General features: G+C 38.3%; 17 protein-coding genes. 12 read left to right on the forward strand and 5 right to left on the reverse strand.

Annotated elements, in window-relative coordinates:
• The first annotated feature begins 22 nt into the window (after positions 1–22).
• Positions 23–1414 carry a magnesium transporter gene (mgtE, locus tag ACTIEV_RS11455; protein ID WP_322196291.1) on the forward strand — a complete coding sequence of 464 codons (1392 nt, stop codon included), beginning with the start codon at positions 23–25 and terminating at the stop codon, positions 1412–1414.
• Here the strand turns inward: mgtE and ACTIEV_RS11460 are convergent.
• Positions 1411–1842, reverse strand: coding sequence for a hypothetical protein (locus ACTIEV_RS11460; RefSeq protein WP_322196290.1), 432 nt, complete (start codon positions 1840–1842; stop codon positions 1411–1413). The two genes, mgtE and ACTIEV_RS11460, sit on opposite strands and share 4 nt — an antisense overlap.
• Before the next feature lie 141 nt (positions 1843–1983).
• A complete protein-coding gene (locus ACTIEV_RS11465) occupies positions 1984–2583 on the reverse strand; it encodes a GNAT family N-acetyltransferase (RefSeq protein WP_322196289.1) in 600 nt (199 codons plus the stop codon).
• 95 nt (positions 2584–2678) lie between these two features.
• Between ACTIEV_RS11465 and glmS the strand changes: the two genes are divergently transcribed.
• Together glmS and ACTIEV_RS11475 are read left to right on the forward strand one after the other, a co-directional pair.
• Positions 2679–4517 carry a glutamine--fructose-6-phosphate transaminase (isomerizing) gene (gene glmS / locus ACTIEV_RS11470; protein ID WP_322196288.1) on the forward strand — a complete coding sequence of 613 codons (1839 nt, stop codon included), beginning with the start codon at positions 2679–2681 and terminating at the stop codon, positions 4515–4517.
• Between the two features lie 59 nt (positions 4518–4576).
• Entirely contained in the window at positions 4577–6805 is a 2229-nt protein-coding gene (locus tag ACTIEV_RS11475) for a DUF4954 family protein (RefSeq protein WP_322196287.1), read from the forward strand.
• A 67-nt stretch (positions 6806–6872) separates the two neighbouring features.
• Here ACTIEV_RS11475 and ACTIEV_RS11480 read toward each other — a convergent pair whose 3' ends face one another.
• Positions 6873–7463, reverse strand: a complete 591-nt coding sequence (locus ACTIEV_RS11480) for a porin family protein (protein ID WP_322196286.1) — start codon at positions 7461–7463, stop codon at positions 6873–6875.
• A gap of 115 nt (positions 7464–7578) precedes the next feature.
• Here ACTIEV_RS11480 and ACTIEV_RS11485 point away from each other — a divergent pair, with 115 nt between their 5' ends.
• Both ACTIEV_RS11485 and ACTIEV_RS11490 read left to right on the forward strand, forming a co-directional pair.
• Positions 7579–7854, forward strand: coding sequence for a TIGR03643 family protein (locus ACTIEV_RS11485; protein ID WP_322196285.1), 276 nt, complete (start codon positions 7579–7581; stop codon positions 7852–7854).
• A gap of 35 nt (positions 7855–7889) precedes the next feature.
• Entirely contained in the window at positions 7890–8465 is a 576-nt protein-coding gene (locus ACTIEV_RS11490) for a DUF2911 domain-containing protein (RefSeq protein ID WP_322196284.1), read from the forward strand.
• Positions 8466–8589: 124 nt separating this feature from the next.
• Here the strand turns inward: ACTIEV_RS11490 and ACTIEV_RS11495 are convergent, their stop codons facing one another.
• Positions 8590–9843, reverse strand: a complete 1254-nt coding sequence (locus ACTIEV_RS11495) for a metallophosphoesterase (protein ID WP_322196283.1) — start codon at positions 9841–9843, stop codon at positions 8590–8592.
• A 251-nt stretch (positions 9844–10094) separates the two neighbouring features.
• Between ACTIEV_RS11495 and ACTIEV_RS11500 the strand changes: the two genes are divergently transcribed.
• The 7 genes from ACTIEV_RS11500 (at position 10095) to ACTIEV_RS11530 (ending at position 15302) form a co-directional block, all read left to right on the forward strand.
• Entirely contained in the window at positions 10095–10775 is a 681-nt protein-coding gene (locus tag ACTIEV_RS11500) for a metal-dependent hydrolase (RefSeq protein ID WP_322196282.1), read from the forward strand.
• Between the two features lie 39 nt (positions 10776–10814).
• Entirely contained in the window at positions 10815–11615 is an 801-nt protein-coding gene (locus ACTIEV_RS11505; RefSeq protein WP_178886767.1) for a ParA family protein, read from the forward strand.
• A gap of 45 nt (positions 11616–11660) precedes the next feature.
• Positions 11661–12584 carry a ParB/RepB/Spo0J family partition protein gene (locus tag ACTIEV_RS11510; protein ID WP_250686084.1) on the forward strand — a complete coding sequence of 308 codons (924 nt, stop codon included), beginning with the start codon at positions 11661–11663 and terminating at the stop codon, positions 12582–12584.
• Positions 12585–12591: 7 nt separating this feature from the next.
• Complete coding sequence (locus ACTIEV_RS11515) at positions 12592–13257, forward strand: DUF5683 domain-containing protein (RefSeq protein ID WP_322196281.1); 666 nt, start codon at positions 12592–12594, stop codon at positions 13255–13257.
• A gap of 67 nt (positions 13258–13324) precedes the next feature.
• Positions 13325–14041, forward strand: a complete 717-nt coding sequence (gene dapB, locus ACTIEV_RS11520; protein ID WP_322196280.1) for a 4-hydroxy-tetrahydrodipicolinate reductase — start codon at positions 13325–13327, stop codon at positions 14039–14041.
• 88 nt (positions 14042–14129) lie between these two features.
• Positions 14130–14540, forward strand: coding sequence for an RrF2 family transcriptional regulator (locus ACTIEV_RS11525; RefSeq protein ID WP_322196279.1), 411 nt, complete (start codon positions 14130–14132; stop codon positions 14538–14540).
• Positions 14541–14564: 24 nt separating this feature from the next.
• Positions 14565–15302 carry a hypothetical protein gene (locus ACTIEV_RS11530; protein ID WP_322196278.1) on the forward strand — a complete coding sequence of 246 codons (738 nt, stop codon included), beginning with the start codon at positions 14565–14567 and terminating at the stop codon, positions 15300–15302.
• Positions 15303–15447: 145 nt separating this feature from the next.
• Here ACTIEV_RS11530 and ACTIEV_RS11535 read toward each other — a convergent pair whose 3' ends face one another.
• Positions 15448–16398 carry an NAD-dependent epimerase/dehydratase family protein gene (locus ACTIEV_RS11535; RefSeq protein WP_322196277.1) on the reverse strand — a complete coding sequence of 317 codons (951 nt, stop codon included), beginning with the start codon at positions 16396–16398 and terminating at the stop codon, positions 15448–15450.
• Positions 16399–16534: the final 136 nt, after the last annotated feature.

Consider the following 16534-nt stretch of genomic DNA (forward strand, 5'->3'; position numbering starts at 1 on the left):
TATTACTTATTAAATTGCACATATGTCGTTGGAATTGGAACAACCGGATTTAAATGAACAGTTTGAACAACTGATCGAAAAAGAGGACAAACTGGAAATCAGAGAATTTCTGGATCATCAGAATATTAGTGATGTAGCCGGATTGATCAATGATTTTCCTGAATATGAAGCCCAGATCATTGCCAATATGGCTATACATCGTGCTGCCAGTGTTTTCAAAATCTTAGATATTGCCCAACAAAAAGATATAGTAAAGGAACTTCCTTCTTCAAAAACTGCAGAACTGCTCAATGAATTACCGGCAGATGACCGTACCGATTTTTTAGAAGAGCTACCCAAAGCTGCTATCAGAGACCTTATTAAATTATTAGATCCGGAAGAAAGAAAGATCACACTGTCCATGCTTGGATATCCGGAAGACAGTGTAGGCCGACTGATGACACCGGATTATGTGTATGTATATGCTCACAATACTGTTTCAGAAGTTTTTACAACCATCAGAAAATTCGGCAAAAACAGCGAAACCATTGATGTGATCTATGTCATAGACGAGCAAGGAGCGCTCATAGATGATATCAGAATCAGAGATGTAATTCTTGCAGCTCCTGACAAACGAATGGATGAAATAATAGATGGAAGGGTTGTTTCTTTGAATGTACATGATGACCAAGAGCATGCGAACCAGGTATTCAAAATGAATAACCGCGTAGCACTTCCGGTTGTAGATGATCATAATATTTTGCTGGGAATTGTTACTATTGATGACATGTTATGGGTGGCAAATGAAGAGTTTAGTGAGGATATGCAAAAGATCGGTGGTACGGAAGCTTTGAACGAACCTTATCTTGATATTCCTTTATTTAAACTATTCCGAAAAAGAGTGGGTTGGCTCATTGTTCTTTTCCTCGGAGAAATGCTAACGGCTACTGCAATGGGATATTTTGAAGATGAAATTGCCAAAGCTGTTGTCTTGGCACTATTTGTCCCCTTGATTATTTCAAGCGGGGGTAACAGTGGTTCTCAAGCATCCACCCTCATTATTCAAGCCATGGCTGTTGGCGAAATTGGTATTACAGATTGGTGGCGTGTACTACGTAGGGAAATTTTAAGCGGTTTATTACTGGGCGCTGTATTAGGTATGATTGGTTTTATTCGCGTAGCAGTATGGCATTCTTTTTTCCCTGCTATTTATGGTGATCACTGGATGATGATTGCTTTCACAGTTGGATTTTCATTGGTAGGTGTTGTTCTTTGGGGAACACTCTCTGGATCCATGCTGCCCATCTTCCTAAAAAAACTAGGCGCCGATCCTGCTGTATCTTCTGCACCGTTTGTAGCTACATTGGTGGATGTTACAGGATTGATTATTTATTTCAGCTTTGCTTATTTCTTTTTACAAGGACTTTTACTCTAGGATGATTGCAACCGTGCAGACATGACAAATGAGTAATGTGAATTTTGTAGCTCGAGATCATTAGCTAATTTCTGTAAAGACTTCTTTGCATACCAGGTAACAGCCAACCTAGTTAGAAAAATAGATACTAGCGCAAAAGGAACATACAAAATAATGGTAGGTATCAATCCCAATTCATGGTAGGAAATAATACCCGCGAACACCAGCAATAAATATGAGCCTAGTATATAGACAGGTAAAATATTCCAGAAATTATGTTGATTAAGGGAATAATAGCGAACAACTGTTTTCTCCAGCTCTAGATTTTGGCTGTCTGTAAAATGATAAAATTTGGCTTTGAAAATTTTCTTTCTACTTGAAAAGACACTAATATCCTTCGCAATCATTCTGATATCATTTGTGTCCGATAAAACAGTCCGCTGTGACATAATAAAAAAGATTTAATGATCAGCGGGGGGGAACTGAAAGACAAAAATACAAACAAACTTTTCAAAAAAAACTGCGAAAAGACGTAATACTCAAAAATCGGTATTACCGAAAGAAGGGAAATACATCATATACCGATACTGTTATAATTTCTCCCACAAATTTTCTTTAACAGTACTCAGCCACTCATCTTTTAATATACTCAAGATGATAGAATCTCTTCTCCCACCTTCCACTTTATTCGCATGACTTCTTAATACGCCTTCTTCCACACAACCAATACTCTTCATAGCAGCAATGCTACGTTTATTATTGATATCGGCTCTAAACTCCACACGTTCCATTCCTATTTGTTCAAAAGCAAATTGCAAGAGAAGAAATTTACAATGCTTATTCAATCCGGTTCCCTGAAATTCTTTTCCATACCAAGTGAAACCTAACTGCAAAGTTTGATGCTGTAATTGAATATCATAAAATCGAGTACTCCCGGCATAAGCCTGCTGTTTCTTATCAAAAACAATAAAAGGATATTCCGTTCCCCTTTCACGAGCTTTCACAGCAAATTCTAAATACATTTTAAGATTGTCTTCTCCTGCTGCTTTCTGCAAGGAATACGTCCATATTTCCGGTTGATTTTGGGAAAAATGCCGCAAATATTCGCAATCATCAAGTTGTAAAGGACGCAATAAAACGCATTCATTTTCTAAAACATAGTCTTTGGAAAGATCAAATATGTAAGGCATTGAATTTATTTAAGTTTATATTGAATATTTGTAACTTTTATCAGAAATACGGTAGTAAGTTACCGTTGATTATTGACCTATTAAAGTGAAAATTTATGTGCGGTATCGTTGGATATGTAGGCCATAGAGAGGCCTACCCAATTGTATTAAAAGGACTTAAAAGATTAGAGTATCGTGGTTATGACAGTTCAGGTGTTGCCTTATTGAACAATGGCAAACTAAATGTCTACAAGAAAAAGGGTAAAGTAGCAGAAATGGAAGAAGACACTTTGGGAAAAGATGTTCATTCTCACATCGGTATTGGTCACACCCGTTGGGCAACACACGGCGAACCCAGTGATCGCAATGCACACCCTCATTTATCCCAAAGCGGTGAATTGGCCATGATTCACAATGGCATCATTGAAAACTATGCCCACATTAAACAAGAGCTCCTAGCAAAAGGATACACATTTAAAAGTGATACAGATACGGAAGTCTTATTAAACTTTATCGAAGACATCAAAATCAACAATAACTGTTCTCTTGAAGAAGCATTACGAATTGCATTGAAACGTATCGTAGGTGCCTATTGCATCTTGCTGATCTCAAAAGATGATCCTGAAACCATTCTGGCAGCCAGAAAAGGTAGTCCACTCGTAATTGGTATTGGCAAAGGCGAACATTTTCTTGCCAGTGATGCTTCTCCCATTATTGAATACACCAAAGAAGTGGTGTATGTTAATGATTATGAGATCGCGATTGTTCGTCCGGATGAATTGATCCTAAAAAACTTGGGTAATGAAAAACAAACACCATTCATTACCAAGCTGGACATGGAACTAGCCGCTATTGAGAAAGGTGGTTATGATCATTTCATGCTCAAAGAGATCCATGAACAGCCGGATACCATTTTCGACTGTTTGCGCGGAAGACTGCTTCCTCAAACCGGACAGATCATTATGAGTGGTGTAGACAATCACATCGATGCATTAAAAAATGCACAGCGTATTTTAATCGTTGCCTGTGGAACCAGTTGGCATGCGGGCTTAATCGCTGAATACCAAATTGAAGAATTATGCCGAATTCCGGTTGAAGTTGAATATGCTTCTGAATTCAGGTACAGAAATCCTGTTGTTAACAAAGGTGATGTCATCATTGCCATTTCACAAAGTGGTGAAACAGCAGATACTTTAGTGGCTTTGGAAAGTGCCAAAGAAAAAGGGGCATTCATTTTTGGTGTTGTCAATGCTGTGGGTAGTAGCATCGCCAGATTGAGTCATGCCGGCGCTTATACACATGCCGGACCCGAAATTGGTGTGGCAAGTACCAAAGCCTTTACTGGACAATTGGCTGTGCTGACCATGATGGCGTTGAAAATTGGTTATGCAAAAGGCACCATTGATGAGAAACGCTACCTCGGACTTATGAAAGAATTGGAAGCGATTCCTGAAAAAGTAAAGGAAATTCTTGCCGATACTTCTAATATCCAGCGCATTGCTGCTAAATATAAAAATGCCAGTGATTTTCTTTTCTTGGGACGTGGATATAACTTCCCCGTTGCATTGGAAGGCGCTTTGAAACTGAAAGAGATTTCTTATATCCATGCAGAAGGATATCCTGCAGCAGAAATGAAGCATGGTCCCATTGCTTTGGTAGATGAAAAGTTACCTGTGGTATTTGTGGCAACAAAAGATTCTTATTATGAGAAAATTGTTTCCAACGTTCAGGAAATCAAAGCAAGAAAGGGAATGGTGATAGCTGTTGCTACACAAAACGACGACATCATACCCGGTATGGCAGATGATGTAATGTTTGTTCCGGATACCGATGAAGTGATTGCACCATTATTAAGTTGTATACCACTACAATTGCTGAGCTATTATGTAGGTGTTGAAAAAGGTCTGGATGTTGATAAGCCAAGAAACCTTGCTAAGAGTGTTACGGTTGAATAAAAGATCACAATGTGTGTTCATAAATTATGGTACAGCAGTAAAGACAAACTAGTTTCAACATGCCGCAGAATACAATAATCAAAACCCCACTTTCTTCTCTGGGTTATCATTTTATATCTCCACCTTTTTTACCAAAGGGAAAAGATGAGTATTACTTACGTAATATGCAAAACCGTAATGGTATTGCATATCGCACATTGAATGCTTATGAAATTGAGGTCTTAGTTAGAAACCGAAACACAAGCGATGACTGGAATAAAATATTGGTATCTGATGCTTTTAATCCTGAATTAGTAAAAAATTGCAAATTCTTTGGACTGGTTCGTATTGGTAAACTGGAACCATTTTGTTTGGGCTTCAGTGATTTAAAAGTGCCGGTTGGATTGTACAACTCTACTATCATTAGTTGTGATTTTGGTGATAATGTATGTATTGATAATGTCAACTATTTATCGCATTACATCATAGGAAGTGAAGTTATCATTACCAATGTCAATGAATTGGTATCTACCAATCATGCCAAATTTGGAAATGGCATCATCAAGGAAGGTGAATCAGAAGATGTAAGGATATGGATGGAGATCTGCAATGAAAATACCGGCAGAAGGGTCTTACCTTTTAATGGTATGTTAGCCGGAGATGCTTTACTATGGAGTCGTGATAAAGATGATAAAGTACTACAAGACAAGTTCAGACAATTTACCGAAGCACGTTTTGATAATAAAAGAGGTTATTATGGAAAGATTGGCGACAGAACAGTGATTAAAAACTGTAGTATCATTAAAGATGTTTGGATAGGAACAGATGCTTATATCAAAGGCGCTAATAAACTCAAAAACCTCACGATTAACTCAGGACAAGAAGGTCGAACTCAAATTGGTGAAGGATGTGAAGCGGTGAATGGTATCATTGGCTTTGGCTGTAAAATGTTTTATGGCGTAAAAGCTGTTCGTTTCATTATGGCCTCTCATTCACAATTGAAATATGGGGCCAGATTGATCAACTCATACCTTGGACACAATGCCACCATCTCTTGTTGTGAAGTATTGAATTCGTTGATCTTTCCTGCACATGAGCAACACCATAACAATTCTTTTCTCTGTGCTGCACTGGTGATGGGACAAAGTAATATTGCTGCCGGTGCTACCATTGGATCCAATCATAACAGCAGAGGTGCAGATGGTGAAATCATTATGGGACGAGGATTCTGGCCCGGATTGTGCGTGAGCCTGAAACACAATTCTGTTTTTGCCGGATTTACAATTCTAACCAAAGGCGATTATCCTTCAGAATTACATATAAAAGTTCCCTTCGCATTGGTAAGTAATGATGTCAGTAATGATCAGTTATTGGTCATGCCGGGATATTGGTTTTTATATAACATGTATGCACTGGCCAGAAATGCATGGAAGTATGTAGACAGAGATAAACGAACTGATCGTGTACAATTGATTGAATACGATTACCTCGCTCCAGACACTATCAATGAAATGTTTACGGCGCTTACCATTTTTGAAGAAGCTACAGGTCATGCCTATCATAAAGCCCAACATACAAGTCAGAAATCGTTGAGCAAAGAAGAAGCCATTGTAACCGGGAAACAATTACTCCTCAGCGCTGATAAAGTCGTTGATCAATTGGAAATAACAGTAAATGGTTTTGAAAACAGTAAAAGAAAAGTAATCTTACTAAAAACCAGAACTGCTTATCATTTATTCAGAGACCTTATTCGCTACTATGGCGCATTACATTTGGTTGCAATGGTACAAGACCAGCAGATTCGAACGATAGAAAGCATTCAAAAAATAATACCTGCTAAAAATAGCAGAAATGAATGGGTGAATTTGGGTGGACAACTCATTCCTCAATCGGAGCTTATAGAATTGAAAGAAAAGATCAAAACAGGCAAGATGAAATCTTGGGAAGATGTTCACCAGGCATATCAACAAATGGGAAGTCGATATAGTCAGCAAAAAGCATTACATGCACTGGCTGCTTTGGAAGAAATAGAAGAGCTTTCGCTTCGAAAATTAAAGCCTCAAGTATTCAAACAGTTATTAGATCATACAGTAACTGTAAAAGAATGGATGACCAAAGGCATTCATGAATCCAGAGCCAAAGATTATCAAAGTCCGTTCAGAAAAATGGTTTATGAAAGTTTTGCAGAAATGAATACTGTTATTGGTAAACTGGAAGACAATGGTTTCATCCAGCAGCAAATGAAAGAACTGGTATCATTTAAACAAAAGATCCAGTCAGTTAAAAAATTATTCAAAATAAAGGCATAAAAAAGGTAACCATTCTTTCCAAAGAAAGATGGTTACCCCGTTTTAAAATCCTAATGGATATTGGATCTTAAAACCGTAAACCTAAACCCAGCTGGATTTGCTGGTTAGTCCACTTATCTTTATTATCGATATCGTTGATATTTTGTAGTCCGATATTATATCTACCATATATACGAAGGAATTTAAAGTTCAGTTGCCCTCCCGCTACCATGGAAAAATCACCGGATTTAAAGGCAGACTCGCCATTTTGAAGCAAAGTCTTATCCTGATTCAATAATATACCAAACTGAGGACCCACATTTAAAGTAAGAATACCTGCCACAGAATAACGTAATAAGATAGGAATGGATAAATAATCCAGTTTGATCTTCTCATTGTTATTAAACGGGTTAACTTGTGAAGAATAAAGGGTATTAAAATTACTTCGCTTTGTACTTGTTTGGCTCCAAAGTACTTCGGGTTGAATTCCCCATTTTCTATTGAGATCCAGCTCTAAAAAGCCCCCAACATGATAAGAAAGGTCAAATCCGTCTTTAAATGATTGACCGGATATCTTATTGAGGTTGGTTCCCAGTTTAATACCGGCACGAGCTCCCTGAGCATTGACCAATTGGATGGTACTGAACAATAAAATGGCTGCTACTAATAACTTCTTCATAAGGTTTATTTTAATACTTCTTTCTTTCAAGCACCGTGCCAAAAATCATGGACAAGATGCAAATCCAGGTCGTAACGCTGCTCAACCATTTATTATTGTATTTGTTTAACGATATATGGAATTTTTAACAAATCAGGAGATAGACCGTATTATAGAAATGGCATGGGAAGACCGTACCCCTTTTGAGGCCATTTTATTCCAGTTTGGTTTGAAGGAAAAGGATGTAATCGAACTGATGCGTACCCACAGCAAAAAAAGCAGTTTTAAAATGTGGCGTAAAAGAATGGCGGGTAGATTTACCAAACACTCAAAACTGAGAGTAGAAGATGTTAGCAGGTTCAAATGTTCACGTCAAAGAACCATCAGCATGAACAAAATCAGTAAACGGTAATAAATTATCCTATTACTTTGCTTAAAATTCTATCTATGAATATTCTTTTAGCCCTAATCTTATCCTTTGCTTTTTCATCACTCATTGCCCAACACCAGCACATTTCAGGTGATGGTTATGCTGATAGTGTTAACAAGGGGTTGATTGCTAAGGATACCATGAAAGGCAGTCCGAAAAGAGTAGCGATGAAGTCAATTGGAAACACCCATATTCATATCGAATACGGATCTCCGGGTGTAAAGGGAAGAATGATTTGGGGCGGATTGGTAGCTTATGATCAAGTATGGGCAACCGGTGCACATAATGCCACTTCTATTGATTTTTCTACAGATGTAACCATTGGAGGAAAGAAAATCACCAAAGGGAAATATGCGCTTTTTACGATTCCCGGTAAAACCGAATGGACCATCATCATCAATACCAACTACCAACAACATCTTGCCGATGCGTATAATGTTTCAGAAGATATCGTACGCGTAAAAGTAAAACCCATAAAAAAGGCACAAGCTACCCAAAGACTCACCTATTCAGTAATACCGTCAGGTAAAGATGCAGGTGTAATGATCGAATGGGAATACTTGAAAGTAGTACTGCCAATAAAAGTATCTTGAGTGAGTAGTGTGTAGTGAGTAGTCAGTAAATCATTCTACTAAATAGTCAATATTTTCTCTATGGACTATTAACTGTGGACCATCAACGATCTGCTATGAACCATTGGCTATGGACCATGGACCACTATCCACCCAACTCAATCACCGTAATCTCCGGCAATATCCCTACTCTGCCTGGGTAACCGATAAAACCAAATCCTCGGTTGACGTATAGTTTTTGGTTTCCTTCCTCATATAAACCTGCCCATTGTTTGTACATCCACTGAACAGGGCTCCACTTGAAATAAGGATTCTCCAATCCGAATTGCATTCCATGGGTATGTCCGGATAACATCAGATCAATATCCGGATATTCCGTTCTGATTTGTACATCCCAATGACTGGGGTCATGACTCAATAATATCTTAAAGGGAATCTGTTCCGTTCCCGGGTGAGCTAAATCCATTTTACCATATTTAGGAAAACGTCCTTTAGCACCCCAATTTTCGATTCCAAGTAAAGCTATATGTTGACCACCTTTTTCAAATGCCACATGTTCATTCATAAGTAAGCGCCAGCCCATATCCGCATGTGTTTTTTTTAAAGCCTCGAGATTGGCAGCTTTTTCTTCACGGGTAGGCCAGGAAACATAGTCACCATAATCATGATTACCCAAAGTGCTAAACACTCCCATAGGAGCCTGTAGACGAGCAAAAACAGATTTGTATTCTTCCATTTCAGAAGCCCGATCATTGACAAGGTCACCGGTAAATACGATGAGATCAGGTTTTTCCTGAAGAATCATATCAATTCCATGTTCCACCGCTTTCTTATTTTGAAAGCTGCCACTATGGATATCACTGATATGAACCATTTTCATTCCGCGAAAAGATTCAGGGAGATTAGGAAATGAAAGTTTCAGTCTTTTAACTTGATAATTGTATTTATTACTAAACCCATACAATAAAGTACCAAATAAGGAACCCCCAACGCCCAATCCCAGCCAACTTAAAAAAGTAGAACGCGGAATACCTCCACCATTATCGCTCATATACTGAGCGCCGGTACCGGGAAATATTTTACTCATCAACCATAAGGCTATACGTCTGAGGTCATCGGTCAAAAAGAAAAGTGCGGCTATCAGTTTGGCAAAAAATAACCCCACCAGTATTGCGAAAATATAATTCCGATAAAATTTAGAGTTCTGTAAGAGTTGTATATAAGGGAAAGATAACAGCGCGAGCAAGGTTAGCACTGAGAGTACCCAATATCCGATATGAATGATCATTCGGGTTTTGTCGGAGAGGGTCTGTGTGACCGTTCTAACCGCCTGAAATACATAAAAATCGAGTAAAAGCATGATGAGGGCTATCACCCACAGAGTACCGGCATTACGCATGAGAAAGTTTTAATGTGTAGACGTACAGTGAATAAAAATATTGCATTTTACATGAAGCCATAGAATAGCCATCAAAAACCATTCATCCTTAACAAATTAACCACCAAACGGTTGAATCTGCTTCACACACAAAATTGTCCGATAAAACCATTGGCCATGGACTATGGACTATATGCTATTCTTATGGATAAGATTCTTTCAAAAGATGTCTTTGAAACCGTATTTTTGGCGTCCTTCAAAGAAATGTGGCTATGAAATTGACTTATTACGGACATTCCTGTTTTCAAGTGGAAATCAAAGGAAAAAAGATCCTTTTTGATCCTTTTATCACCTATAATGAGTTGGCAAAAGATATTGACGTGAATAGTATTGAAGCCGACTATATCTTTTTATCACATGGACATGCGGATCATATTGCCGATTCTGTTGGCATTGCAAAAAGAACCGGTTGTACAGTGGTAAGTGCATGGGAAATTCATGAATGGATGACTAAACAAGGTATTGAGAAATCACACCCAATGAATACGGGTGGAAAATGGAATTTTGATTTTGGAACGGTGAAATGTGTCGTTGCACAACACAGCAGTGGTTTACCGGATGGTAGTTATGGCGGTAATCCGATGGGGTTTCTTTTCATGACAGAAGAAGCTAATTTTTACTACAGTGGTGATACTGCACTTACATTGGATATGCAATTGATTCCTTCCTGGGCTCAACTTAATTTCTCTGTACTACCCTTGGGTGATAATTTTACCATGGATGTCGATGATGCTGTTCGTTGTGCTGATTTTGTGCAATGTAACCGTGTAGTTGGCGTACATTACAATACATTCGGTTTTATTAAAATTGATACGGATGCTGCAGTACAAGCATTCAAAGCAGTCGGAAAAGAATTATTATTGCCGGGTATCGGAACAACCATTGACCTTTAAAATATAAATATTCCGTTTTGCGGAAGCATAAGAATCATTATGGCGAGAATAATCGGAGTTGCCAATCAAAAAGGGGGTGTAGGTAAAACTACTACTGCTATTAATGTTGCCGCCAGTTTAGCTGTGCTGGAATTCAAAACATTATTGGTGGATGCAGATCCACAGGCCAATAGTACCACCGGTGTTGGATTTGACCTGCACAATATTACCAGCAGCTTATACGATTGCATGGTCAATAATGCCATTGCTGCTGACGTGATCCTGAAAAGTGAAATCCCGAACCTTGATATCATTCCATCACATATTGACCTGGTAGGTGCTGAGATCGAAATGATCAACTATCCGAACCGTGAAAATGTAATGAAAGGGATCTTAGATGCAGTAAAAGATCGTTACGATTTTATCATTATCGACTGCTCTCCTTCTTTGGGATTAATCACTGTGAATTCATTGGTAGCTTCCGATAGTGTGATCGTACCTGTTCAATGCGAGTTCTTTGCATTGGAGGGATTGGGTAAACTACTCAATACGATTAAAATTGTACAAAGTCGTCTCAATCCTGAATTACAAATTGAAGGTATTCTAATGACGATGTATGATGGTCGTTTACGTTTATGTAATCAAGTAGTAAGTGAAGTAAGAAGACATTTTGATGAAATGGTTTTTTCTACCATCATTCACAGAAATACGAGACTGAGTGAATCACCGAGTGTAGGCAAACCCGTAATTCTGTATGATGCTGAAAGTAAAGGTGCCATCAACTACTTAAATCTCGCCAAAGAAATCTTACAGAACAATGGCTTGACTAAGATGTCGAATGAAGAGAGAATTATTGAATAGACCATAGTCCATGGACCATGGTCTATGGACTAAAAAACGATTACCATGACCAACCCAAAACAAAATAAAGAATTGATCGGTAAAGGGCTTCGCTCTTTGTTGCAGAATATTGATGCTGATCTCAAAACCACTAGTGGTGCTTTGAAGACAGATGTGGTAGAACAGGTTACAACGATCAACAGGATTGCATTAAGTGATATTCAGATCAATCCTAAACAGCCTAGACGAGATTTTGATGAGCAGGCTTTGAATGAATTGGCAGAGTCATTGAAAATTCATGATATTATTCAACCTTTAACGGTATCTAAGTTATCGGGTAATAAATACCAATTGATCGCAGGGGAACGTCGTTTTCGGGCTGCAAAAATTGCCGGACTCAAAGATGTTCCAGTATATATACGTCAAGCCAATGATCAGCAATTATTGGAATTGGCATTACTGGAAAACTTACAACGTGAAAATCTGAATGCTGTTGAAATTGCTTTGAGTTATAAGCGAATGATGGATGAGTTGAACTATACGCAAGAACAGGTAGCGGAAAGAATGGGAAAAGAGAGAAGTACAGTTACCAACTATATTCGTTTATTAAAATTACCCCCAGATATTCAGTTAGCTGTTCGTAGCGGACAACTCAGTATGGGGCATGCCAGGGCTTTGATTAATATTGACACCATCGATAAACAGCTTTTTGTTTATAAAGAAATTCAACAAAAGGGTCTGAGTGTACGACAAACAGAAGAACTAGTCAGAAAAATGTACCAGGCAGAGAAAGCTGATACTGTTAAAACTTCTGCAAAAACCGATCTTCCACCCGCTTACAAAAAGATTGAAGATAACTTAGCATCACATTTCGCTACCAAGGTGAAAATGGTTCATAATAAAAAGGGCTATGGCAGTATCACCATCGAGTATTTTTCACTGGAAGAGTTGAATAAAATTCTCGAAGCCATGAATGTAACGGTGAGTTAATCAATACATGAGTGTATTTCGTTTATTCATACCACTATTGTTGACATGTTGTATCGCAACCACTCTTTTCGCACAGTATGATAAAGAGCAAATGGCTGCTACACAGCTCATTGGTCGAGATACCAGTATCTCATTAAAAGACAGTGTACAAAAAGCCGCCACCCCAAAAAAACATATACCCAGAATAGCCACCAGACGCTCTTTGTTGATACCGGGTTGGGGACAAGCATATAATAAGCAGTACTGGAAAATACCAGTAGTATATGGCATTTTAGCCATCCCCACAGTAGCGTATGTGTACAATAATAGCATGTACAAAAAAACAAAGTTTGCTTATGAAGCCTTGTTTAAAGCACAACTGGCTCCACCGAATAATGATAGTACCGATTACCGATTGATTGATCCGCAACTTCGTGGACTCAGCATCTCATCGGTACAGAGTTATCGAAATGCATTTCGCCGAGACAGGGACTATTCAATCTTATGGTTCATATTGGCATGGGGGCTTCAGGTAGCAGATGCTACTGTATTTGCCCATTTGAAAGAATTCGATGTAAGTGATGATCTGACCATGCAAATTAGTCCCACTTTTAACCCACAAACAAGAACACCAGGTTTCGGATTGGTGATGAGTCTGAAAAATCCGGACAAAAAGCCAAAGCAGGCACGTTAAGCATCACGTCTGATAAAAATTTGTTTCTTGCCGATTTACAAATAAGTTTGCTGCAAAAGCAGAAATCATGAACATTATTCTTGTTGGGTATGGAAAAATGGGGAAAGCCATTGAAGAAATTGCAGTGAAGAAAGGTCATACCATTTCTCTAAAGGTTGATATCGATAATGCAGATGAACTGAATGCTGTCAATGCTGCAAAAGCTGATGTAGCCATTGAATTTACAGGTCCGCATAGCGCTTTTAACAATGTAATGAAATGCCTTGAGCTAGGCATTCCTGTTGTTTGTGGTTCTACAGGATGGCTGGAACATTATGAAGAAGCCAAAGAATATTGTGAAGTCAATAATAGAACACTTGTTTATGCAAGCAACTATAGTATAGGGGTGAATTTATTCTTTGAAGTCAACAAGCAACTGGCAAAATTGATGAGTCAACATCCAGATTACAATGTTTTCATGGAGGAGATTCATCATACACAAAAAAAAGATGCTCCTAGTGGTACAGCCATTACATTGGCAGAGCAGATATTGGAATCGATGCCTCAAAAGAAAAAATGGGTCAACGAATTTTCAAATGATCCATCTGTATTATCCATTCTCTCTGAGCGTATAGATCCGGCACCCGGTACACATAAAATAAAATATACTTCTGCTATTGATGATATCGAAATCATCCATACCGCTCATAACCGAGCCGGATTTGCAGGAGGGGCAGTTCTTGCGGCAGAATACGCAGCTGCAAATAAAGGCGTTTGGAGTATGAAAGATGTTTTAGGACTTTAATCAAATCTGTTGGGTGCATTAAAAATTACATTCTTCTGTTTTTTTTATATTTTGTATCAAGGATAGGACTCCTATAAAATGATACCATATGTTATCTAAAAAAACACAATATGCGTTTAAAGCCCTTACCTTTATGGCTGAACGCAAAAAAGAAGGTCCGATTCTGATTGCAGAAATTGCAAGTAAAAAGAAGATCCCTTTAAAATTTCTTGAAAACATTCTACTTGAGCTGAAAAAAGCCGGTTTACTGGAAAGCAAGAAAGGGAAAGGCGGAGGATACTTTTTCAATGTAGAGCCGAATAAAATCCCCCTTGCTAAAGTGATGCGTTTAATTGAAGGTCCAATAGCCTTACTACCTTGTGTAAGTCTCAATTTCTATGAAAAATGCCATGACTGCAATGAGAAAAAATGTGGTCTCAATAAAGTGTTGATTGAAGTGCGTGATAATACCTTGAAAGTATTGGAAAACAAAACTGTTGCCGATCTGGCAGTATTATAAACAAACCTCTAAAACAAAACTGAAATGAAAAAAATGCTTTTCCTTTTACTGTGTATTCCTTTTATAAGTGAGGCACAGGTTCCCATTCTCAGTGGAAAAAATATTGTTAAACTGAATGTAAGTTCATTAGTAGCTAAAAACTTTCATATTACTTATGAGCGCAAATTAACTGGTCGCATCTCTGCTTCTTTAGGTTTCAGAACCATGGGAAAAAGCACTGTACCCTTTAAAAGTGTACTTGAAAATGTATTTGATGGAACAGATTTTAATATCAATGACTTCAAAATCGGTAATACAGCTTTTACTCCTGAAGTTCGATTCTATCTTGGAAAGGGCAACTTGAGAGGCTTTTATGTAGCTCCATACATGCGTTTTGCATCTTTTGATATTACTGCACCGATAAACTACACCTATAATAATGGTTCAGGTAATACAACAGAATCAGCACCAATGTCAGGTAAAATTACATCTACCAGTGGCGGTATTATGTTTGGTACCCAACATAGAATCTTCAAGGTATTGACACTAGATATTTGGATCATTGGTGGTCACTATGGAAGCAGTAAAGGAACGCTTAGTGTAACAAGAAATTTCTCGACACAACAAGAGCGTGATGCCTTGAAGCAGGAACTGGATAATATAGACGCTCCTCCGTTTAAGTTTAAAAATGCAACCGTAACATCTACAGGTGCAAGTATTCAATCAGACGGTCCATGGGCAGGTATTCGTGGATTGGGTATTAACCTCGGTTTTAGGTTCTAAACAAGTTTAGTGTTATAAAAGAATAGCCGCAAACTAACAAGTTGCGGCTATTTTATTGTTTACCCCCCGGTAAATGATGAGCAGTACTGAACTACCATCATATCTTATGATACAGCACGACTTACTTTCGTTGCTTGATAAATAGTTATTTTTTCAAATTTTTAAGCATATCCTCTGTCATCTTAGCCAAATCAAATTCAGGTTTCCATCCCCAATCACGGGTGGCCACACTATCATCTATACTTTGAGGCCAACTATCTGCAATCTGCTGTCTGTAGTCTGGCGCGTAAGCCATGGTAAATTCAGGTATATGTCGAATAATTTCAGTGCCAATTTCTTTTGGTGAAAAACTCATTCCGGATAAGTTATAGGAAGTTCTTACCGATATTTTTTCTGCAGGAGCTTCCATCAACTCTAATGTCGCCCTGATGGCATCAGGCATGTACATCATCGGCAAATAAGTGTCTTCCTTGAGAAAGCATTGGTATTTCTTATGCTCTAATGCTTCATGATAAATTTCAACTGCATAATCTGTAGTACCGCCACCGGGTGCAGATTTATAGCTGATCAAACCGGGATATCTCAAACTGCGTACATCTACCCCATATCGTTGAAAATAATAATTGCACCAGAACTCACCCGCATACTTACTGATACCATAAACTGTTGTGGGTTCAATAATGGTTTGTTGCGGACAATCTTGCTTGGGAGAAGTAGGACCGAATACTGCAATACTACTCGGCCAATAAACTTTGGTCAATTTCTCTTCACGTGCAATATCCAGAACATTCAATAGGCCTTGCATATTGAGATGCCAGGCTAGGTTTGGATTTTTTTCTCCTGTTGCAGAAAGGATCGCTGCCAATAAATAAATCTGGGTAATATTTTGACGAATCACCTGCACATGCAACATCTCTTTATTCATCACATCCATACTCACATACGGACCCGTACCTTCCAATAATGGATTCTGTTCACGTAGATCTGAAGCGATGACATTATTATTTCCATACAGCTTTCGCAAAGCCAATGTCAATTCCACTCCAATCTGACCCGAAGCACCTATGACTAAAATTTTTTCTTTTTGCTGAGACATGCAATCATTTTTAGAGCAACAAAGAAAGAGAAAAAAGGGGAATAGTCCATGGTCCATAGTTGTCAATTACATAAAAAAGGTTGACCTTTTTTGTTATCTAATAACCATTGGGCATATTGGAGCCCGCGGTTCTGTG

The sequence above is a fragment of the Sediminibacterium sp. genome (assembly GCF_051861365.1).
Classification (GTDB): Bacteria; Bacteroidota; Bacteroidia; order Chitinophagales; family Chitinophagaceae; genus Sediminibacterium.